Here is a 20,983-nt window from a genome sequence, read left to right on the forward strand (position 1 = left end):
AGGTGCCCGGTCGGTGGTGCGCCGGCCGTTTCAGACCGCTGCCTTTTTCAGGCGGCGGCGTTCCCGCTCGGACAGACCGCCCCAGATGCCGAATCGCTCGTCGTTGGCGAGGGCGTACTCAAGGCATTCGGAGCGGACTTCGCAGGCGAGGCAGACCTTCTTGGCCTCGCGGGTGGAGCCGCCCTTCTCGGGAAAGAAGGACTCGGGGTCGGTCTGGGCGCACAGAGCGCGCTCCTGCCACCCGAGCTCTTCGTCCGCCTCCTCGACCAGCAGTTCCTGAAACAGCTCGGTCATGTGCGCCCCTCGCTCTGTCTGTGCGTCCCCGTGACGATGTCGTCACTGATTGCTACGTAACGACACGAGTGAAATTACAAGTGCGTGGCTCCGGGGCAGTCAAGCCGAGATCTGCTATTGGGCCCCTTATTCACTCTGCGGAACCAAGCCTATGCAGAAAGTGTTCATATCGCCAAAAATCGTGACACATGCCACCGGCACCACAGGTTGCCGCCTTTACCCGTATTCCACGTGCCACCTCCGGGCGGGGTTGCGGTCCGGCCGGAGAAGCGGCGCAGATCACATTCAGGTCACGGAAGTCGGGATCTGGTTTGAGCGCCGACACAGCGCCACATCCCCTGCCGCACACTGCACAAACCTTTCTCCGGGCACGGTAACCGGATGAGGTGAAACTTTTACCCCAAACCGGACATTGGGTTGACAGTCCGGCCCCCCAGCCGTTCTCCTTGTTCGCATGTCAGCGCCCGCAGCCACCACCCGGACCCCCATTCGTGGGTTCCTGTGCGCTGCCCAGGTTCGCTGTTGCTGTTGCAGCTGTTGATGCCCGCGGAGCCCCGGCTCCTCAGAGCTCCGGCCCGCCCCCGCAGCAACCGCCAGCACGACTGACATCCGTCGAGGTACCCCCACGATGAACAGCACGCACAGCGCCACCCCCACCGCTCCCGCCACCTCCGCCGCCGCGTCCGTCGCGCCCGCCACGGTCGAGAGCGACCTCCAGATCGCCGGCGACATCCTCGCCGTCCAGCACCTGCTCCAGCCCGCCCGGGAACACCCGGCCACCGTCGCCGAGTTCGCCGGGCTCGCCCGCTCCATCGCCGAGGACCGCGCCTCCTGGGAGCACCTCGTCGAGTACGACGCCACCACCCGCTGGTACCACCGGCTGCGCACCGGCCCCGGATACGAGGTCTGGCTGCTCAGCTGGGTCCCCGGCCAGGGCAGCGGCCCGCACGACCACGGCGCCTCCTCCGGCGTCATGACCGTCCTGCAGGGCGAGCTCACCGAGCACACCTCCCGCGGCCGCACCACCCACCGCCCCGGCACCCAGCGCGTCCTGGCCCCCGGCCGCGCCCACGAGGTCGTCAACGACACCCTCGACGGCGCGGTCAGCCTGCACGTCTACTTCCCCGGCCTGACCGAGATGCCGATGCACAGCTGCTCCCCGGCCGAAACCGCGTCCGTACCGGCCTGACCTCGATCGACCTGACCTCGATCGGCCTGACCTCCATCCCCCGACGACGGTGCGGCTGACAGACTGTCCGCATGCGCATTGTTGTTCTGGCCGGCGGTATAGGCGGCGCCCGGTTCCTGTCCGGACTCAAGTCGGCGGTGCCCGACGCGGACATCACGGTCATCGGCAACACCGGTGACGACATTCACCTCTTCGGGCTCAAGGTCTGCCCCGACCTGGACACGGTGATGTACACCCTCGGCGGTGGCATCAACGAGGACCAGGGCTGGGGTCGCTCCGACGAGTCCTTCACCGTCAAGGAGGAACTCGCGGCGTACGGGGTCGGACCCACCTGGTTCGGCCTCGGCGACCGCGACTTCGCCACCCACATCGTGCGTACGCAGATGCTCGGCGCGGGCTACCCGCTGAGCGCCGTCACCGAGGCCCTCTGCGACCGCTGGCAGCCCGGCGTCCGGCTGCTGCCCATGTCCGACGACCGGGTCGAGACCCATGTCGCGATCACCGAGGCCGGCACCGGCGAGCGGCGCGTCATCCACTTCCAGGAGTACTGGGTCCGGCTGCGCGCCTCGGTGGACGCCGAGGCCGTCGTACCCGTGGGTGCCGAGCAGGCCAAGCCCGCGCCCGGTGTGCTGGAAGCCATCGCCGCCGCCGACGTGATCCTCTTCCCGCCGTCCAACCCCGTGGTCTCGATCGGCACGATCCTCGCCGTCCCCGGCATCCGGGACGCCGTGGCCTCCGCCGGGGCGCCCGTCATCGGCCTCTCCCCCATCGTCGGGGGCGCACCCGTGCGCGGGATGGCCGACAAGGTGCTCGCCGCGGTGGGCGTCGAGTCCACCGCCGCCGCGGTCGCCCTGCACTACGGGACCGGGCTGCTGGACGGCTGGCTCGTGGACACCTCCGACGCGGACGCCGTCGCCGACGTCGAGGCCGCCGGGATCACCTGCCGCGCCGTACCCCTGATGATGACCGACGTGGAGGCCACCGCGGAGATGGCCCGCGCCGCGCTGGAGCTGGCGGAGGCCTCCCGGTGACGCGGGTGCCCGCGTACGAGGTGCGGGCGCTCGACGGGATCCCGGAGGTCAGGCCGGGCGACGACCTGGCGAAGCTGATCACGACGGCCGCCCCCGACCTGCGGGACGGGGACGTCCTGCTCGTCACCTCGAAGATCGTCTCCAAGGCCGAGGGTCGGATCGTGCACGCCGAGTCGCGCGAGGCCGCGATCGACGCCGAGACCGTACGGGTGGTCGCGCGCCGGGGTCCGCTGCGGATCGTCGAGAACCGGCAGGGCCTGGTGATGGCCGCCGCCGGCGTGGACGCCTCCAACACCGCCCCCGGCACGGTGCTGCTGCTGCCCGAGGACCCGGACGGCTCGGCCGCCGCGATCCGCGCGGGCGTGCGCGACACCCTGTCGGTGGACGTGGGCGTGGTCGTGACGGACACCTTCGGGCGGCCGTGGCGCACCGGCCTGACGGACGTGGCGATCGGCTCGGCCGGGGTGCGGGTCCTGGACGACCTGCGCGGCGGCACGGACGCGCACGGCAACCCGCTGAGCGCGACCGTGGTGGCCACGGCCGACGAGCTGGCCGCCGCCGGTGACCTGGTCAAGGGCAAGGCGGCCGGGCTGCCGGTGGCCGTCGTACGCGGGCTGGCCCACGTCATGGGCGAGGGTTCCTCGGCCCGGGACCTGGTGCGCTCCCCCGCCGACGACATGTTCCGGCTGGGGACCTCGGAGGCGGTACGGGAAGCCGTGACGCAGCGCCGCACCGTACGGGCCTTCACGTCCGAGCCGGTGGACCCGGGCGCGGTACGGCGGGCGGTGGCGGCGGCCGTGACGGCCCCGGCCCCGCACCACACGACGCCGTGGCGGTTCGTCCTGCTGGAGTCCGAGGCCTCCCGGGTACGGCTGCTGGACGCGATGCGGGACGCGTGGATCGCGGACCTGCGCGCGGACGGCAAGTCCGAGGAGTCCGTCGCGAAGCGGGTCCGGCGCGGGGACGTGCTGCGGGCCGCCCCGTACCTGGTGGTGCCGTGTCTGGTGACGGACGGCGCGCACCACTACGGGCACGCCCGGCGGGACACGGCGGAGCGGGAGATGTTCGTCGTCGCGATGGGCGCCGGCGTGCAGAACCTGCTGGTCGCGCTGGCCGGGGAGCGGCTGGGCTCGGCGTGGGTCTCCTCGACGATGTTCTGTCGGGACGTGGTGCGCGAGGTGCTGGAGCTGCCGCAGGACTGGGACCCGATGGGAACGGTGGCGGTCGGCCACCCGGCGGCGACCCCGCCGGACCGGCCGGGACGCTCGGCGGCGGACTTCATCGAAGTGCGGTGACGCCTGCGGCGGGCCCGTGCGACCGGCGGGCCGCCCCGGCCCTGCCGGACGCGCCCTGCTCCGCCGGGGCCGGGGCCGGAGGCACCTGATCGGCAGGACACCCCCTAGAAGCGGCCGATGTCGCTTCGGGGCATGCGGGGTGCGCGGCGGGGCGGGGTGCGGCCCGCGAGGAGGACGAGGCGGGCCGCGCGGTGGCGCTGGCCCGCGTACGGGGCGAGCAGCTCCAGCATGGCGGCGTCGTCGGCGTCGCGGTCGCCCGCGAGGGCGTAGCCGATGATGCCGGGCAGGTGGAGGTCGCCGGTGGTGATCGCGTCGGGGTCGCCGTTGCTGCGCTGGAGGGTTTCGGCGGAGGTCCACGGGCCGATGCCGGGGACGGCCTCCAGCCTGCGTGCGGCCTCGGGCAGATCCATCGCGGCCGCCTCCTCCAGGCGGTTCGCCACGCGGGCCGCCCGCACGACGGTGGCGGAGCGCTTGGCGTCCACCCCGGCCTTGTGCCAGTCCCAGGACGGGATCATGGCCCAGGTGCGGGCCTCGGGCAGGACGTACAGCTCGGGGCCGGGGCCCGGCGCGGGCTCGCCGTACTGCCGGACGAGGCGACGCCAGGCGCGGTAGGCCTCGTCGGCGGTGACCTTCTGTTCCAGGATCGTGGGGATCAGCGATTCGAGGACGAGGCCGGTACGGGTGAGGCGCAGGCCGGGCCGGCGGCGGTGGCTGGCGTGCACGAGGCGGTGGCGGGGCACGAAGGCGGTGGGGTCGTCGCCCGCGCCGAGGAGCGCCGGCAGCTGTTCGAGGAACCAGTCGGCGCCGGGGCCCCAGGCCTCGGCGGTGACCTCCGGGCCGGTCCCGAAGACGCGCAGGGTGGCGGCGAGGCCCGCGGGGCTGCGGCCGGTACGCCAGACGGAGCCGTCGGGGGTGGTGCGGAAGGTGGGGTCGCCGGGGCCGCGGCGCAGCGGGCCGAGGACGAGCCCGAGGTCGACGGGGCCGTCGGGGGCCCAGCGGCGTTCCTTGGCCCCGGCGGCGGCACCCGGGGCGGCGCGGCCGGCGGGTACGTCGGTCCGGCCGCCGCGGACGGCGGCGCGGGTGAGGGGATCGAAGCGGCCGGCCATGCCCCGAGCGTAGCGCCGCGGCGGGCGCCACCCCCGGGGCTCCGCCCCGGACGCCCTAGGGCCGGCCCTGGAGCTTGGCCGAGGTCGTGCGGGTGGTGGGGAGCTTGCCGTAGAGCTTCGTGCCCGGGCATTGGGTGGCGAAGCCGTCCCGGTGGCCGGAGATGACGTTCATCGACACGTTCTTGCCCTTGGGGAAGAGGTTGCCCCCGCCCGAGGTCAGGGTGGTCTTCGCGCGCGGGTCCCGGCCGAAGAGGCCGAGCTTCCAGGCCGTGAGCCGGGCGACCGAGTCGACCACCGCCGCCGGCGGGGCCGTGGAGGTGAAGGTGCCGAGCACCGCGACGCCCATGCTGTTGGTGTTGAAGCCCATGGTGTGCGCGCCGAGGACCGCCTTGGAGACGCCGCCCGCGCGGCCCTCGTAGACCGTGCCGCACTTGTCGACGGCGAAGTTGTAGCCGAAGTCCCGCCAGCCGTTGCTGACCACGTGGTAGCGGTACAGGCTGCGCAGGACCGCCGGGGCGTCCTTGCAGGCGTAGTTGTTGCCGGAGGCGCTGTGGTGGACGAACGCCGCCTTGACCGTGCTGGTGTAGACGAAGCCCGACTCGCGCAGGCCCTCGTCCGCGCCCCAGCCCTTGCGGGTCACGATCCGCGGGCGCGGGCCGATGTACGGGGCGGCGGCCGCGGTCAGTTCGCCGTCGCTCGCGAAGACGGCGTCGGCGGTGGAGTCGGCCTTGTCGAGTGCGGTGATCTCGTTCGCGCCGAGCGAGGCGTGCGGGACGTTCGCCGCGGAGGATTCGGCCGTCCCCATCGACATGGCGGGGACCGCCACCTCGCCCTTGCCGTCGCCGTCCGAGCCGGAGTTCTTGCCGTCGGACCCGGTGGCGGGGGTGTCCGCGCCGGGGTCGACGAGTTCGATGCGCATGCCCGTGGGCAGCCGGGAGGGGGCTCGGGTGGTGGGAGCGCCGGATTCGGCCTGGACGCGGACCTCCACGGCGTCGGACTCGCCCACCCACAGCGGGGCGGTGGCGCCGCGGATCTGTCGCGTGCCGCGTTCCGCCGCGTCGAGGTCGGCGGCGTGCTCGCCGTTGTGGGTGTCGACGTCCTGCCAGTGCGACCAGGTGGCGGTCCGGGTGGAGCGGGTCCGCACCTGGACCCGGCCGTGCAGTTCGGTGGTCGCGTCGTCCCAGACCACGCCGACCAGCGAGAACGTCTTGACCTCGCGGGCGGTGAGGCCCTGCGTCTCGGAGCGGCCGGCGGAGGCACTCATTCCGGGGACTCCGGGCGTCCGCGTCGCCGAGGGTCCCAGCGGGACGAGCGGCAGCGATTGGGTGGACCCGGCGGGGGTTACGGGGGCGGTCTCGGCCAGGGCGGGAGTGGGGAGCGCGAGGGGCAGGGCCAGTACGGCGGCCGTCGCGACGCCGATCGAGGAAGCAAGGAATCCACGCATGAAAAGGATGGTGAGCACGCGGACGGCCGCTCGCCATCCGAGAACTGACGCTCCGTCCGACGCGCCGCGCGTACCCCTCCCCCGTACGGAGGAGCCGGCCGCCCCCGTACGAGGGACGGGCCCGCGTACGCTGTGCCGGGTGAACGCCACTGACCGCACCCCTGCCGACCTGCTGCGATCCGCGCTCGCCGCCGATCCGGGCCGCCCGCTCGTCACCTTCTACGACGATGCCACCGGCGAGCGCGTCGAATTGTCCGTCGCGACCTTCGCCAATTGGGTGGCCAAGACCGCCAATCTGCTCCAGGGCGACCTGGGGGCCGAGCCCGGGGACCGGCTCGCGCTGATGCTCCCGGCGCACTGGCAGAGCGCGGTGTGGCTGCTCGCCTGCGCGTCCGTCGGGGTCGTCGCGGAGATCGGCGAGGACCCGGCCGGTGCGGATCTCGTCGTCAGCGGGCCGGACACCCTGGAGCCGGCCCTGGCGTGCGGCGGCGAGCGGGTGGCGCTCGCGCTGCGGCCACTGGGCGGACGGTTCCCGCAGCCGCCGGCCGGGTTCGCCGACTACGCGGTGGAGGTGCCGGGGCAGGGCGACCGCTTCGCGCCCTTCGTACCGGTGGATCCCGAGGGCCCGGCGCTGGTCGTGGACGGCGCGGAGCTCACGCAGGTCGAGCTGGTGGCCCGCGCCCGCGAGGACGCGGCGAAGCTCGGCCTCGGCGAGGACTCGCGCGTGCTCACCGGGCTCGGCTACGACACCTGGGAGGGCCTCTCGGCCGGGCTGTACGCCGCGCTGGCCTCGGGCGGGTCCGTGGTGCTGTGCCGGAACCTGGACCGACTCCCGGCGGACGGGCTGGACCGGCGCAGCGAGAGCGAGCGCGTCACCCACACCGTCTGATCGGCGCCCGCCGCCCGGTCACCTCTGATCGCCGTCCGGAGGCCTGTCCGCCACACTGGTGAAGGTCGGGTACGGGCGATCTGTCACCCGCATGGCCCTAGACAAGGCCCCGCCCCCGGGCTGCTCCGGCGTCCCCGGGGCAGCATCGGCAGTGGCCGTGCTCACCCGTACGGCTGACGGCCCACAGTCGTAGCGGCGAGGGGACGGACGCCAGTGACGGACAGCGCAGGCATACCGGGCGGCACCGCGGCCGGGGGTTCGGGGCGGACCCCGCGCAACCGCGGGCGTCGGCGCCGCGTGCTGCGCCGGATCGGGCTCGGGACGGCCTTCGTGGTCCTGGCGGGCACGGCCACCGGCTGGTGGCTCTACAACAAGCTCGACGGGAACATCACCGAGGACACCTCGGCCGCGGCCGAGCTGAGGCGCTACGAGCGCGAGCGCCCGGCGCACCTGGCCACCGGGGCCCAGAACATCCTGCTGATCGGCTCGGACTCGCGCTCCGGCAAGGACAACGCCCGGTACGGGCAGGACGGGGGCACCCAGCGCTCGGACACCACGATCCTGCTGCACCTGCCGCAGGACCGCCGGAGCGCGACCGCGGTGTCGATACCCCGGGACCTGATGACGGACATCCCCTCCTGCCTGCAGCCGGACGGGAGCCGCACCGCCGCCCGGTTCTCCCAGTTCAACTGGGCGTTCCAGTGGGGCGGGGCCGCCTGCACGATCCGTACGGTGGAGAAGCTCACCGGGATCCGGGTCGACCACCACATGGTGATCGACTTCGGCGGGTTCAAGAAGATGGTCGACGCCATCGGCGGGGTGGAGGTCTGCCTCAAGGAGCCGGTGAACGACTCCGAGGCCAAGCTGCGGCTCGCCGCCGGCCGCCAGACCCTCCGGGGCGAGCAGGCGCTGGGCTACGTCCGTGCCCGCCACAGCCTGGGCAACGGCAGTGACACCGAACGGATGGACCGGCAGCAGCAGTTCCTCGGATCGCTCGTCAAGAAGGTGCAGAGCAACGGGGTGCTGCTCAATCCGACCCGGCTGTATCCGCTGCTGGACGCGGCGACCTCCTCGGTGACCACGGACCCGGGACTGGCCTCGCTGCGCGGCCTGTACGAACTCGTGCGGGGCATGCGGGACATCCCGACCCATCAGGTCAAGTTCCTGACGGTGCCCCGCAAGCCCTACGCGCCCGACCCGAACCGGGACGAGCTGGTCGAGCCGGACGCGGAGCGGCTGTTCCAGCAGCTGCGGATGGACAAGCCGGTCACGGTCGCCCCGCCGAAGCCCACCCCGACGGGGGCCGCGGCGGAGGCCGCCGAGGCGGACACGGAGGCCGGTTCGGACACGGACTCCACGAACGAGGGAACCATCACACCTCAGGTACCCGTCCCTACTTTCACGGGAACGACTGCGGGCAACGCCGACTGCCGGTAAAGCAATCCCAAAAGCCGGTGACCGAACCGAGTGGGATGGGCGGTTCGCCCCGTTATAAGGGGAGTGGAATTTGTCACCAGCATGGTTTGCCGCCGAACAGGGCGGATAGGGTGAGCGATCCGGTGCCCGGCCGGACCAGAGGCGGGCACCAGCAGCCGGATCGTTGACCGTGCGCCTGGGGGAGGCGCGTCGCGAGGCACCGACGGAGGATTCGAGCAACCGTGGATGCGCAAAGCCGTGGGCGGGCGGACGAAATCGACCCCGCAGACCAGTGGGTACTCAATCCCCGCACCGGCAACTACGAACTGCGACTGGCCGACTCCGCCGCGCAAGCGCGGCCCAAGGTCACAGCACCCCGCAGATCGCCGTCTGCCCCCTCGACGCCGACCAAGCCCACCCCCGGGGTACCGCGGCCGCGCCGCGGCGACCCGCCTCCGGGCGGCCGGCGCGGCGGGCGCTCCCGCAAGCTCGGCGGTGGCGGCCGTAAGAAGGCGCTGGCCATCACCGGAGGTGTGGTGGCGTTCCTGCTGGTCGGCGGCGGCGTGGCCGGTTACCTCTACTACGACCACCTGAACGGCAACCTCAGCGTCACCGACGTGGCGGGCGCCGGCACCGGCGGTTTCAAGAAGGACCAGCCGATCAACATCCTGGTGATCGGAACGGACAAGCGCACCGGCGCGGGCAACGAGAACTACGGGGACAAGGACAGCGTCGGCCACGCCGACACCACGATCCTGTTCCACGTCTCGAAGGACCGGACGAACGCGACCGCGCTCTCCATCCCCCGCGACCTGATCACCAACATCCCGGCCTGCCCCACGAAACAGCCGGACGGATCGACGAAGACGATCGCGCCGACCAAGAACACCCGCTTCAACACCAGCCTGGGCCAGGAGGGCCGGGACGCGGGCTGCACGATGCGAACGGTCAAGGAACTCACCGGCATCGAGGTCGACCACTTCATGATGGCCGACTTCAACGCCGTCAAGACGCTGAGCACGGCGGTCGGCGGAGTACCGGTGTGCCTGGACAAGGCCGTCAACGACGAAGAGGGTTCCCACCTCAAGTTGGATGCCGGCGAACACCGGTTGGAGGGCGAGCAGGCCCTCGCCTTCGTCCGGACCCGGCACGGCTTCGGCAACAACAGCGACCTCGACCGGATCAGGATCCAGCAGCAGTTCCTGGGTTCGATGATGCGCGAGATGAAGTCGAAGGAGACGCTGACCAGCCCCAAGAAGTTCCTCTCCCTCGCGGAAGCCGCCACCAAGTCGCTGGGCGTGGACTCGGGGATCGGGTCCATCGGCAAACTCACCGATCTGGCGGGTGAGTTGAAGGGCATCGACACGAAGAACATCACCTTCACCACCCTGCCCGTGAAGGACAATCCGGCCGAACCGGAAGGCAAGAAGGCGACCGTCGTCGTCGAGAAGTCCCTGGCCGATCCGCTGCTGCAGATGATCCGGGGGGACGTCTCGCTCACGGAGGTCGAGAAGAAGGAACAGGCCGCCAAGGAGGCGGCCGACGCGGACGCGAAGGCCAAGCAGGACGCCCTGCTCCAGGGCAACCGCGCGGCCGCGGCGGACGTACGGGTGAGCGTCTACAACGGCGGCGGCCCCAAGGGCTCCGCCTCCACCACGCTGAACTGGCTGCAGAACAGCAAGGGCGTGTCCAAGTCCAGCAACGACGGCAACGCACCCTCCAAGGTCGACGCCACGCAGCTGGAGTACGCCCCCAACCAGGCCGACCAGGCCCGGGCGCTGGCGGACATGATGGGCCTGCCCGCGACCGCGCTGAAGGTGGGGACGGCCGACGCCTCGGCGAAGACGCCGATGAAGCTGACGCTGGGTCCGGACTTCCAGCAGCCGGGCTCCCCGCTGACGGCCGCGGCGCCCCAGCAGCTGCCCCAGGACGTGCAGCAGGCGCAGGCCGACAAGGCGATCTGCGCCAAGTAACAGGACTCGGCCGGTGATTCCGGCACTCTGTCGACCATGAAGGATCTCGAGGGGGACGTGTGAGGCACAGCAGCGTGCGAGGGGAGGGGGCGACCGCCCAGGCCGGCGAGGAGATATCCGGCGGCGAGGCGGACGCTTCCGGCACGGTGCCCCCACAGCGGGGCGGCTCCGGAACGGCTCGCCGTTCGGACGGCGGCCGTCCCCGCAGACAGGGCAGACGGCGCGTGCTGCGCTGGACGGCTTCCGTGCTGTCCCTGCTGATACTCGGGACGGCGGGCGCCGGGTACCTGTACTACCAGCACCTGAACGGCAGCATCCACACGGACGCGCTGAACCTCGGCGAGACCAAACTGGGCGGTTCCAAGCCCAACGCCTTCGGGCAGACCCCTCTCAACATCCTGCTGATCGGCTCCGACGCGCGCGACGACGCCGCGAACCAGGCCCTCGGCGGGGCCACCGACACCTTCGACGGCCCGCCGCTGGCGGACGTGCAGATGCTGCTGCACCTGTCCGCCGACCGCAGCAACATGTCGGTGGTCTCGATGCCGCGCGACACGATGCTGACGATGCCCAAGTGCACCGAGCCGGGCGGCAAGGTGCACCCCGCCAGCAAGGGCCTCGTCCAGACCAACGAGTCCCTGCAGCGCGGCGGTCCGGGCTGCACGGTCGCCGCCTGGCAGGAACTGACCAAGATCCCCATCGATCACTTCATGATGATCGACTTCAAGGGCGTGGTCTCGATGGCCGACGCCATCGGCGGCGTCCCGGTCTGCGTCGAGGAGAACGTCCACTCCCGTACCCGGGACGGCAAGGGCTCCGGCCTGAAGCTGCCGAAGGGCACGAGCGTCATCCAGGGCGAGCAGGCCCTGCAGTGGCTGCGCACCCGCTACGGCTTCGAGGACGGCACCGACATCGGCCGCACCCACGCGCAGCACCAGTACATGACGTCGATGGCCCGCGAGTTCCGCAAGAACGCCAAGCTCACCAACCCGGTGAAGCTCAACAGCCTGGCGCAGGCGGCCATCGACGCCATGGTCGTGGACACCGGCCTGAACAAGATCGACAAGCTGTACGACCTGAGCATGGAGCTCAAGAAGGTGCCCCCGGGCCGGATCACCATGACCACCATGCCCTGGGTCTACAGCACCAAGCCCGGCCTGGACGGTCGGGTCGAGCCCATGGCGAACGAGGCCGAGGCCGTCTTCCGGATGGTCCGCGAGGACATAGCGCTCGACGGCAAGGGCAACGCGACCCCGGAGGGCGGCGCGTCCCCCTCACCGGGCACCTCCGCGACCCCGGGCACCCCGAGCACGGCTCCCGGTACCCCGAGCACCGCCGCGACCACGGCGCCGGCCTCGGCTCCCGCGAAGATCGCGGTCTCCGTCCGCAACGCCACGAGCGGCAAGGACGGCGCCGGGACCCGGGTCAAGAACCGGGCGAACGAGGTGGCCGTGCTGCTGACCGGCAAGGGCTTCACCAAGGCCGCCGCCGACAACCAGACCGGCGCCGAGGACACCACGGTGGTCCGCTACGCCACGGACGCGCAGGCGGCCGACGCGGGCGTCGTGGCCACCGCCCTGGGCCTGCCCGCCACCGCGGTGCAGAAGTCCGAGGAGGTCTCCGGGATCACCCTGTACGTCGGCAAGGACTGGCGGACCGGCAACGCGCCGACCCCGCCGCCGCCCGCCCCGACCGTGGCCCCGACCTCGGCCCACGCCCTCAACGGCGACAACGAGGGCGCCTGCATGCCGATCCAGCCGGGCTTCACCTGGTAGCGCGCACACGAAAGGGGCCCGGCCCGGCGACTGCGACGATCCGCAGCCTCCGGGCCGGGCCCCTTCGTACGTCTCAGACCTGCGAGGGGTCCTGCCGCACGGCCGGTCGGCGACTCGCGATGACCTTGTCCGCCAGCGCCCGCGGGCTGGTCAGGAAGCCGAAGCCCCAGCTGAGGTGCATGGTCGCCAGGGCGACGGGGATCTGCGCCCGGGCCTTGAGCCCGAGCCCCTTGCCCGCCGGTACGGAGCCCGCGGTGATCGCCGCGAGATAACCGGCCGGGAGGACGAAGCCCAGGGGGGACACGGTCACGCCGACGACCACGCTCGCGGCGAGCGCGCAGACGAGGGTCGGCGGGGCCAGGTAGCGCAGGTTGATGGAGCCCGAGTGGTAGCGGGCCACCACGTGCCGCCAGCGTCCGTAGTCCTTGTACTGCTTGGCCAGCGCCTTGACGGAGCGGCGCGGGCGGTACTGGACCAGCAGCTCCGGCGAGAACCAGATCAGACCACCGGCGTCGCGGATGCGGAAGTTCAGCTCCCAGTCCTGGGCGCGGATGAACTCCTCGTTGTAGCCACCCTGCTGTTCCAGCGCCTCACGGCGGAAGACGCCGAGATAGACGGTCTCGGCCGGTCCCGCCTGGCCTCCGGTGTGGAACGGAGCGTTGCCGACACCGATCTTCGAGGTCATCGCCGCGGCCACGGCCTCTTCCCAGGCGTTCTCGCCCTGGGCGTGCATGATGCCGCCGACGTTCTGGGCGCCGGTCTCCTCCAGGAGGCGGACGGCGGTGGCGATGTAGTTCGGCGACAACATGCCGTGGCCGTCGACGCGCACCACGATCGGGTGGCGGGAGGCCTTGATGGCGGCGTTGAGGGCCGCCGGGGTCCGGCCGGTGGGATTCGGGACGGTGTGGACTCGGGGATCCTCGGCGACGAGTTCGGCGGCGATCTCGTCGGTGCGGTCCGTGGACGGCCCGAGTGCGATCACCACCTCCATCTCGCCCGCGTACTCCTGTTCCAGGATGTGGCGGACGGAATCGCGGAGGTAGTGCTCCTCGTCGAGCACCGGCATGATCACCGAGACTGCGGGCTGCTGGGCGGGCATGTGGTCCTTCAAGGTCGGGTATCGGTGTCACGTTACCGCGTACGGGGGAACCGGGTGCGCGCCGAGCGATCGGTAAGGACAGCTGCTGATCGTATGGGCCTACTGTTCTGCCGAATCAGCTGATCCGGCCAGTGCCCCGGCCGGTCTCCCTGCTGCCCCCCGCGGAGGTGTCCCCCGTGCCCCAGCCGCACCGTCCCGCCCGTCCTGACGGGCCGCCCCGACCGCAGCGCGCCCGACGCGGCGGAGGCGGTCCCGCCCGGCGCCGGGACGGTCGGCCCCGGTGGGGGGTCCGACTCGCGGCCGGCCTGTCGGTGGCGGTGCTCGGCTCCGGGGCCATCGGGCACGCCGTGATGACCGGCCTGGACACCGGGATCGAGCGGGTGGACCCGTTCAAGGACATGAAGAACCGCCCGCAGGCCGGACACGGCCTCAACTTCCTGCTGGTGGGCACGGACGGGCGGGAGAAGGTCACCCCGGAGGAGAAGCGCGAGTACCGGTTGGGCGGCGCGCCCTGCCACTGCACGGACACGATCATGCTCGTGCACCTGTCGGCGGACAAGGAACGCGCCAGTGTGATCAGCCTGCCCCGCGACAGCTACGCCGAGGTGCCCGCCCATCGGGACCTCGTCTCGGGCAAGGCCCACAAGGCCCATCCCGTGCGGCTGAACGCGGCGTACGCGGAGGGCGGGCCCAACCTGACCGTGCGGACCGTGGAGAACATGACCCGGGTGAAGATCGACCACTACCTGGAGGTCGACTTCACCAGCTTCATGAAGACGGTCGACGCGATGGGCGGCGTGGAGATCTGCACGGCGAAGACCATGCGCGACCGCAACACCGGCCTCGACCTGCTGCCCGGCAGCCACCGCCTCAGCGGTGGCCAGGCCCTGCAGTACGTGCGTTCGCGCCATGTCGACGGGGCCTCCGACCTCGGCCGGATGCAGCGCCAGCAACGGTTCGTCGCCGCCCTGATCAAACAGGCGACCGGGGGCGGGGTGCTGCTGAACCCGGTGAAGTTCAAGGAGGTCAGCTCCACCCTCCTCGGCTCCGTCCGGGCCGACAAGGACTTCGGCTCGGAGCAGATGCTGGCCCTCGGGCAGGCGATGCGGGACTTCACCCCGTCCTCCTCGGAATTCGCCTCGGTGCCCATCGGCAGCCCGTCCTTCCCCGTGAAGGGCATCGGGTCCACCGTGAAGTGGGACGAGCCGAAGGCGGCCAAGCTGTTCGAGGCGCTGCGCCAGGACCGGCCGCTGGCCCCGGCGCGGCCCGGGAAGACGGAGGGCGGCCCGCCCGCGGCGGTGCCCGTGGACGTGCCCCCGCGCCAGGTCCGGGTCCAGGTGGAGAACGGCACCCGGATCGACGGGCTGGGCGGACGGGTGGACTCCGCGCTGCGGGCCACCGGCTTCGACACCACCCGGGCCCCGGGCAACGGCGCGAGCCGCGAGGTCAAGCGCACGGTGATCACCTACGACCCCCGCTGGGACCGCTCCGCCCGCTCGGTGGCGACCGCGCTGCCGGGCAGCGAGCTGCGGGCGGTGGCGGGCCAGGGCCGGACGGTCGTGGTGGTCGCGGGGGCGGACTACCGCAAGGTGGTGCCGGTGCGGGCCGAGGACCCGTACCAGGGCACCTTCGGGGTGGTCACCGGCGACGAGGTGGTCTGCGGGAAGTAGCCCCGGCCGGGCGGCCGGCCGTTCAGCGGACGCGCTCCACCAGGGAGACCTGGAGGCCGTGGACCTTCTTCGTCTCGACCAGCTTGTAGTGCTTCTCCAGCGCCTCGGCCTGTGCCTCCGGGAGCTTGTGGTACGGGTTCTTCGTACCGCTCCACGTGACCACCCACACCCGCTGGGTGGTGCCGAGGCACTGCTCGGGCTGCGCGCACTCCACCGGGAACAGGTCGTCGTTCGCCACGGCCGAGCGCTGCGCGAACACGTCGCGGAGCTCGACCCGCTCCGGCAGGAAGTACTCGACCTGGAAATCGGTCATGTACACGCTGTCGGCGCCCCGGATCGGTACGAAGCCGTCACCCGGCCGGTAGCCCTTGGCGATGACCGCCGCGGCCTCCTCGCCCTCGCGGCCGGCCTTGATCGTCTCGGTACGGATCTGGCGCTGGTCGGGAAGGCCGAGGAGGATCACCGCGGCCAGGCCGGCCACCCCGAGCGGCCGGGGCCTGAGGGCGGCCAGACCGGCGGCGGCGAGGACCACCCAGGCGGGCATGGTGAAGAGCAGGTAGCGGTCCATGAAGTACGAGGTGCTGCCCTGCGAGACCACCCAGGCGGCCGCGATCGGGGCCGCGCCGACGAGCGCGAGCTCCACGGCGGGCCGACGGCCGCGACTCCACGCGAGCGGGAGCAGCGCCATCGCCGCGACGGCGAGCGCGATGAGCGGGGAGCCGAAGAGGGCGTCCCACACGTCGGCGATGCTGCGCAGATGCGGGGTCTTGATCCAGCTGATCTGGCGGCCGACCTGGCGCTGCCCCAGCAGCACCAGCGGGATCACCGGGAGCAAGCTGACGACGACGGTCACCGCGTAGGCGATGACGGTGCGGCCGTGCCGGTCGTGCCGCCAGCGCAGGAGCACGATCAGGGCGTGCGGCAGCAGGAAGAGCAGGGAGACGATGTGGAACAGTCCGGCGGCCGCCACGGCGACGGCGTACGGGGCCCAGCGCCGCGGGGTCGGCCGCTCCAGCGCCCGCATCAGCAGCCAGGTCGCGGCGGTGACCGCGAGCACGACGAAGGCGTAGGAGCGGGCCTCCTGGCCGTACCGAGAGACGGACGGGAGCAGGGCGAAGAGCAGGCCGGCGAAGACGGCGGTGCGGCGGTCGAACAGCATGCGGGCGGTCAGCACGACGAAGGCGGCGGCGCCGGCCATGGCGATCGCCGAGGGCATCCGGAGCATGACCTCGGAGTCGCCGAAGACGGATATCCAGCCGTGCAGCAGCAGGTAGTAGAGGCCCGAGACGGCGTCCACATGGCCCAGCATCCCGATCAGGTCGCCGGTGCTGCGTATCGCGGCGTTCCAGCTGGCGAGCTCGTCGCGCCAGAGCTGGGGGTTGCCGCTGCCCACGGTGGCGACCACGAGGGTCAGCACGGCGGCCCACAGCCAGTCGAAGCGGGCCGAGCGCGGTGTGCGCGAAGCGCCCCGGTGGCCCGCTGCGTCGTCCGAGGCCGCCTCGGAGGCGGGGCGGCCGGTCGGGGAAGGCAGGGTATGGGTCGTCATCGGGAGGAACCTGCCATGTCGTTCGAGTTCCGTTCGCGGTCCGCGGCGCGGTCCCGCACCGGCGGGTCGGCCCTCAGCGGGAAGATGCCGGGGGCGTCGATCATGCGCTGCATGAGAGCCGACAGCGGCCGCTCGGCGTAGCGGTGCACGATCCACGACAACAGGAGTACACAGGCAAGCACGGCGAGCAGGGTCGCTCCGACGCCCATACCGTGGTTGCGGGCCCAGCGGATCAGAGCGAATCCGATCTCCTGGTGCAGCAGGTACACGGGGTACGTGAGGGCGCCGGCGACGGTCAGCCACTTCCATTGGATCCGGTCGAAGGCACCCATCGCCACCGCCAGCACCACGCCGAAGGCGAGGAGGGAGAAGCCGGCCATCACGTTCCAGCTCAGCGAGTGCATGACGCCGTACTCGTAACTGCCCTTCGTGCCCAGCAGCTGATGCTGGGCCACCAGCCAGGAGAACCCGACGACGCCCAGGAGCAGCCAGTTCGTGCCGAACCGATAGATCAGGAACATGGCGATACCGGCGATGAAGTACGGGGCGTACTCCGGCATGACGAACATCTTCAGCAGCGCATTGTCCGCCTTGTCGGCGACCACGGACAGGATCATCCAGATCCCGCAGAAGGCCAGCACCCTGCGGTAGGTGACGCCGAGCGCCACGACGACGGCGAACAGCAGGTAGAAGCGCAGTTCGACCCAGAGGGTCCAGTAGACGGGGTCCACCTCGGTGACACCCAGTGGCAACTGGAGCATCGTGAAGTTGGAGAGCACGTCCGTCTTGCTGAGATGAGGTCGGTTGCGCGCCGTCGCCGCGTAGTTCACCACGAGGGTCGTGAGGATGATCGCGACCCAGTAGGCGGGCAGGAGCCGCACGACGCGGGAGTTGAAGTACTGGCGGGGCGTCTTGCCCCAGCAGGACATGCAAATGACGAAGCCGCTGATCAGGAAGAACAGCTCGACCCCGAGGAAGCCGTACGCGGTGAACCGGTGCAGTTCCGGCATCAGCTCCCGGGGCGTGCCGTCCCAGACCTCCGGCATGCGGTTGACGCCGGTCCAGTGGAAGGCGACCACCATGAGGGCGGCCACCAGACGCAGGCCGTCCAGGGCCCGGAGCCGCGGGCGTCGGCCGGTACCAGCTGCGACGGGCGTCGGGGAAGGATGCGGCACCGTTGGCGAGCTGCTGCCCGGCGCCAGGGGTACGACCGTCGACATAGAGGAACTTCTCCACTGCTGAGCCGGGTTAAGGGCCACGTCGGTTCGCCCGGTGAGCCCGAACGTCAGCTCATAAGTCTACGTGGGGCCCTTGTCGGGGCGGCGCGGGCGGTTGACGAAAGTGAGGCAGGACTCACCGCCGGGCCGTTGGGCTGTGCGGTGTCGCTCAGAGCTCTTCGTCGAAGCCCTGGGCGGAGCGCTCCTCGCGCAGCGCCATGATGGCCTGGCGGCGGGCCAGGCGGTGGGTGCGGCGGATCTGGGCCTCCTGGTAGCGCCGCTCGTCCTGCTCCGTCTCCAGGATGACGGGCGGGACTTGGCGGGGCTTGCCCTCGGCGTCCACGGCCGCGAAGACGAGGTAGGCGCTGCCGACCTGGGTGGCGGGGGTGGACTCGTTCCACCGCTCCGCGAGGACCCGTACGCCGATCTCCATGGAGGAGCGGCCGGTCCAGTTGCACTGGGCCTTGACGTGGACGAGGTCACCCACGCGCACGGGAGCGAGGAAGGCCATCTCGTCCATGGACGCGGTGACCGCCGGTCCGCCGGAGTGGCGGCCGGCCACGGCGCCCGCCGCGTCGTCCACCAGCTTCATGATCACGCCGCCGTGCACCGAGCCGAGGAGGTTGGTGTCGTTGGCGGTCATGATGTGGCTGAGGGTGGTGCGGGAGGCCGAGATCGGCTTCCCGGGCAGCTCGCCCGGTGTTTCTGTCATACGGACACCTTAGATGCGCGCCGGAGGCATCAGCTCTGCAACAGCCCGGTACGGATCCGCCCCCGGGCTGTCGGACGACGCGCCCGGGCATGCATCCTTGGGCACATGAATGACTGGCCGGAGCGGCGGGACGACGGGTACGGGCGCGGCAGCGCGCAGGCGCGGCCGGAGGGCGCGCAGCGGATGCCGCACGTGCAGCGGCAGCCGCAGCAGCCGCAGAGGCCTCCGCGACCGCCGCAGCAGCCGCAGCCCGGCCGGCCGGGGGTCCCGCCACAGCAGCACGGCGGGTACGACGGCGGGTACGACAGCGGCTACAACACCGGTCAGGTCTACGGGACGCCTGCGGGCGGAAGTCCGGGTGGACCGGGCGGGCCGGGTGTGCCGTCGCAGCGGCCGTCGGGACCGTCCGGACCGTCGGGGCCCGGCCACGCGCCGGACTGGGGCAGGCGGATCAAGATCGGTTCGATCGTGCTGGTCTCCGCGCTGCTGGTGACGACGGTGGGCACCTACTTCTGGGCGGACTCCAAGGTGCGCCGCGAGGTGGACCTCTCCAAGGTCATCGAGCGCCCGAAGGAGGGCGACTGCACGACGTACCTGATCGTGGGCTCCGACAGCCGCGAGGGCATGTCCGACGAGGAGAAGAAGAAGCTGCACACGGGCTCGGCCGAGGGCAAGCGGACCGACTCGATGATGATCCTCGCCAAGTGCTCCAGCGGGAACACGATGATCTCGCTGCCGCGCGACTCGGACGTGGAGATCCCGTCCTTCGTCGGCTCCGAGTCGGGCAAGAAGTTCCCCGCGCAGGGGCGCCGGGTCAAGCTCAACGCGGCGTACGCGGAGGACGGGCCGGAGCTGCTGGTGCGGACGGTGGAGCACAACACCGGCCTGCGGATCGACCACTACGCGGAGATCGGCTTCGCCGGCTTCGCGAACATCGTGGACGCGCTGGGCGGGGTGGAGCTGGACATCGAGAAGGGCTTCAAGGACGAGAAGTCCGGCGCCGACTTCCAGGCCGGCAAGCAGACCCTGAACGGCGAGCAGTCCCTGGCCTTCGTACGGACCCGGTACGCCTTCGCCGAGTCGGACCTTCAACGGACGAAGAACCAGCAGAAGTTCCTGTCCGCGCTGGCGAGCCAGGCGGCCACGCCGTCCACGATCGTGAACCCGTTCGCGCTGTACCCGATGCTGGGAGCCGGGCTGGACACGCTGATCGTGGACAAGGACATGGGCCTGTGGGACATGGGCCAGATGTTCTTCGCGATGAAGGGCGTCAACGGCGGTGAAGGCGTCTCGATGAACATGCCGATCTCCGGCCAGCGCGGCGGCAACCTCGTCTGGGACAAGGCGAAGGTGCAGCAGCTGGTGAAGGAGATCCAGAACGACGAGAAGGTCACCGTCCGCGGCCAGTGACCCGGTGTAAGGAAAATGGGGCACCCTGAGGGGTGCCCCATTTTCCGTGAGAGCGTGAGAGCGTGAGAGCGGGTCAGCGCTTGCCGGCGCGGGCGCGCAGCTTCCACGGCATGGCGATGGACTCCAGCTGGACCGCGAGGTTCATCTTGGACTCACCGACGGTGCGGTCCTCGAAGTGGATCGGGACCTCCATCACCTGGAAGTCGCGGCGCAGCGCCTTGAACTTCATCTCCACCTGGAAGCTGTAGCCCGCGCTGCCGACCGACGCCAGGTCGATCCCGCGCAGCGCCTCGGCGCTCCACAGGTTGAAGCCGCCCGTGATGTCGCGCACGCGGGTGCCCAGGATGGTGCTCGCGTAGGCGTTGGCCCAGCGGGAGAGCAGCTTGCGGTGCGCGCCCCACGCGTCGGACAGGGTGCCGCCGGGGACGTAGCGGCTGCCGACGACGAGACCGGCGCCGGTGGACAGGGCCACGCCCAGCATCTCGGCGATCTTGCCGGCCGGGTGGGAGCCGTCCGCGTCCATCTGGAGCACGTACTCGGCGCCGTCCTCGACGGCCTTGGCCATGCCGGCGGCGTAGGCGCGGCCGAGGCCGTCCTTCGCCGTGCGGTGCAGCACCGACATGCGCGGGGCGCCGTCCTCGGTGAGGTAGCCCTCGGCGAGTTCGTCGGCGATCCGGCCCGTGCCGTCGGGCGAGGAGTCGTCGACGATCAGCAGGCGCAGGCCGGGCTGGTCCAGGCCCATGATGAGCTCGGCCATGCCCGGCAGGTTGCCGGCTTCGTTGTACGTGGGCATGACCACGGTGAGCGGGGTCTGCGCCCACGCGTCGGGGAGCTTGGTGGTCACGATGTCGGTGGCGCGGGGAGTCTGCTGCTCGCCTATCACAGGGGTATGCCTCACTGAAGTCGGTCGGTACGCG

The 20,983-nt window shown here is 71.4% G+C and carries 17 protein-coding genes; 9 read left to right on the forward strand and 8 right to left on the reverse strand.

The annotated features are described in order from the left end of the window. Positions 1-30: 30 nt before the first annotated feature. Positions 31-294, reverse strand: a complete 264-nt coding sequence (locus OG624_RS16880) for a WhiB family transcriptional regulator (protein ID WP_003983763.1) — start codon at positions 292-294, stop codon at positions 31-33. A 628-nt stretch (positions 295-922) separates the two neighbouring features. Between OG624_RS16880 and OG624_RS16885 the strand changes: the two genes are divergently transcribed. From OG624_RS16885 to OG624_RS16895, 3 genes are all read left to right on the forward strand, one after another. Beyond that, a complete protein-coding gene (locus tag OG624_RS16885; RefSeq protein WP_161296068.1) occupies positions 923-1,483 on the forward strand; it encodes a cysteine dioxygenase in 561 nt (186 codons plus the stop codon). A gap of 71 nt (positions 1,484-1,554) precedes the next feature. Then, the gene (gene cofD, locus OG624_RS16890; RefSeq protein WP_033222780.1) at positions 1,555-2,514 is read left to right on the forward strand and encodes a 2-phospho-L-lactate transferase; all 960 of its coding nucleotides are present in this window, start codon (positions 1,555-1,557) and stop codon (positions 2,512-2,514) included. Beyond that, entirely contained in the window at positions 2,511-3,809 is a 1,299-nt protein-coding gene (locus OG624_RS16895) for a coenzyme F420-0:L-glutamate ligase (RefSeq protein WP_033222778.1), read from the forward strand. The genes cofD and OG624_RS16895 overlap by 4 nt, the downstream gene beginning before the upstream one ends. A 104-nt stretch (positions 3,810-3,913) precedes the next feature. On the opposite strand, the gene OG624_RS16900 is transcribed toward OG624_RS16895, so the two are convergent. After that, positions 3,914-4,915 (reverse strand): DNA-3-methyladenine glycosylase family protein, encoded by a 1,002-nt coding sequence (locus OG624_RS16900; protein WP_033222776.1) that lies wholly within the window; start codon positions 4,913-4,915, stop codon positions 3,914-3,916. Between the two features lie 55 nt (positions 4,916-4,970). Continuing rightward, positions 4,971-6,359, reverse strand: a complete 1,389-nt coding sequence (locus OG624_RS16905; protein WP_033222837.1) for a peptidoglycan recognition protein family protein — start codon at positions 6,357-6,359, stop codon at positions 4,971-4,973. 139 nt (positions 6,360-6,498) lie between these two features. Between OG624_RS16905 and OG624_RS16910 the strand changes: the two genes are divergently transcribed. The 4 genes from OG624_RS16910 (at position 6,499) to OG624_RS16925 (ending at position 12,412) form a co-directional block, all read left to right on the forward strand. Next, a complete protein-coding gene (locus tag OG624_RS16910; RefSeq protein ID WP_033222774.1) occupies positions 6,499-7,248 on the forward strand; it encodes a TIGR03089 family protein in 750 nt (249 codons plus the stop codon). Positions 7,249-7,461: 213 nt separating this feature from the next. Then, complete coding sequence (locus OG624_RS16915; protein ID WP_033222772.1) at positions 7,462-8,685, forward strand: LCP family protein; 1,224 nt, start codon at positions 7,462-7,464, stop codon at positions 8,683-8,685. 221 nt (positions 8,686-8,906) lie between these two features. Further along, complete coding sequence (locus OG624_RS16920; protein WP_033222770.1) at positions 8,907-10,637, forward strand: LCP family protein; 1,731 nt, start codon at positions 8,907-8,909, stop codon at positions 10,635-10,637. A gap of 59 nt (positions 10,638-10,696) precedes the next feature. Continuing rightward, positions 10,697-12,412, forward strand: coding sequence for an LCP family protein (locus tag OG624_RS16925; RefSeq protein WP_244290852.1), 1,716 nt, complete (start codon positions 10,697-10,699; stop codon positions 12,410-12,412). 73 nt (positions 12,413-12,485) lie between these two features. Here the strand turns inward: OG624_RS16925 and OG624_RS16930 are convergent, their stop codons facing one another. Further along, complete coding sequence (locus tag OG624_RS16930; protein WP_033222766.1) at positions 12,486-13,511, reverse strand: glycosyltransferase family 2 protein; 1,026 nt, start codon at positions 13,509-13,511, stop codon at positions 12,486-12,488. A gap of 176 nt (positions 13,512-13,687) precedes the next feature. On the opposite strand from OG624_RS16930, the gene OG624_RS16935 reads away from it, so the two are divergent. Further along, positions 13,688-15,181 (forward strand): LCP family protein, encoded by a 1,494-nt coding sequence (locus OG624_RS16935; RefSeq protein ID WP_244290851.1) that lies wholly within the window; start codon positions 13,688-13,690, stop codon positions 15,179-15,181. 22 nt (positions 15,182-15,203) lie between these two features. On the opposite strand, the gene OG624_RS16940 is transcribed toward OG624_RS16935, so the two are convergent. From OG624_RS16940 to OG624_RS16950, 3 genes are all read right to left on the reverse strand, one after another. Then, positions 15,204-16,727: a glycosyltransferase family 39 protein gene (locus OG624_RS16940; RefSeq protein WP_033222765.1), complete on the reverse strand. Its 1,524-nt coding sequence runs from the start codon at positions 16,725-16,727 to the stop codon at positions 15,204-15,206. Next, complete coding sequence (locus OG624_RS16945; protein ID WP_078909427.1) at positions 16,724-17,947, reverse strand: acyltransferase family protein; 1,224 nt, start codon at positions 17,945-17,947, stop codon at positions 16,724-16,726. Before OG624_RS16945 ends, OG624_RS16940 begins: the two co-directional genes overlap by 4 nt. Positions 17,948-18,113: 166 nt before the next feature. Continuing rightward, positions 18,114-18,656: an acyl-CoA thioesterase gene (locus OG624_RS16950; RefSeq protein ID WP_033222764.1), complete on the reverse strand. Its 543-nt coding sequence runs from the start codon at positions 18,654-18,656 to the stop codon at positions 18,114-18,116. A 105-nt stretch (positions 18,657-18,761) separates the two neighbouring features. On the opposite strand from OG624_RS16950, the gene OG624_RS16955 reads away from it, so the two are divergent. Beyond that, entirely contained in the window at positions 18,762-20,066 is a 1,305-nt protein-coding gene (locus OG624_RS16955) for an LCP family protein (protein ID WP_371587870.1), read from the forward strand. A 73-nt stretch (positions 20,067-20,139) separates the two neighbouring features. On the opposite strand, the gene OG624_RS16960 is transcribed toward OG624_RS16955, so the two are convergent. Then, positions 20,140-20,949 (reverse strand): polyprenol monophosphomannose synthase, encoded by an 810-nt coding sequence (locus OG624_RS16960; RefSeq protein WP_033222762.1) that lies wholly within the window; start codon positions 20,947-20,949, stop codon positions 20,140-20,142. Between the last annotated feature and the right edge of the window lie 34 nt (positions 20,950-20,983).

The sequence above is a fragment of the Streptomyces virginiae genome (assembly GCF_041432505.1).
Taxonomy (GTDB): Bacteria; Actinomycetota; Actinomycetes; order Streptomycetales; family Streptomycetaceae; genus Streptomyces; species Streptomyces virginiae_A.

Coding starts and splice junctions, on each gene's coding strand:
- OG624_RS16880 (WP_003983763.1), bottom strand. CDS start 294: ATGACCGAGCTGTTTCAGGAACTGCTGGTCGAGGAGGCGGACGAAGAG.
- OG624_RS16885 (WP_161296068.1), top strand. CDS start 923: ATGAACAGCACGCACAGCGCCACCCCCACCGCTCCCGCCACCTCCGCC.
- cofD (WP_033222780.1), top strand. CDS start 1,555: ATGCGCATTGTTGTTCTGGCCGGCGGTATAGGCGGCGCCCGGTTCCTG.
- OG624_RS16900 (WP_033222776.1), bottom strand. CDS start 4,915: ATGGCCGGCCGCTTCGATCCCCTCACCCGCGCCGCCGTCCGCGGCGGC.
- OG624_RS16905 (WP_033222837.1), bottom strand. CDS start 6,359: ATGCGTGGATTCCTTGCTTCCTCGATCGGCGTCGCGACGGCCGCCGTA.
- OG624_RS16930 (WP_033222766.1), bottom strand. CDS start 13,511: ATGCCCGCCCAGCAGCCCGCAGTCTCGGTGATCATGCCGGTGCTCGAC.
- OG624_RS16940 (WP_033222765.1), bottom strand. CDS start 16,727: ATGACGACCCATACCCTGCCTTCCCCGACCGGCCGCCCCGCCTCCGAG.
- OG624_RS16945 (WP_078909427.1), bottom strand. CDS start 17,947: ATGTCGACGGTCGTACCCCTGGCGCCGGGCAGCAGCTCGCCAACGGTG.
- OG624_RS16950 (WP_033222764.1), bottom strand. CDS start 18,656: ATGACAGAAACACCGGGCGAGCTGCCCGGGAAGCCGATCTCGGCCTCC.
- OG624_RS16955 (WP_371587870.1), top strand. CDS start 18,762: ATGAATGACTGGCCGGAGCGGCGGGACGACGGGTACGGGCGCGGCAGC.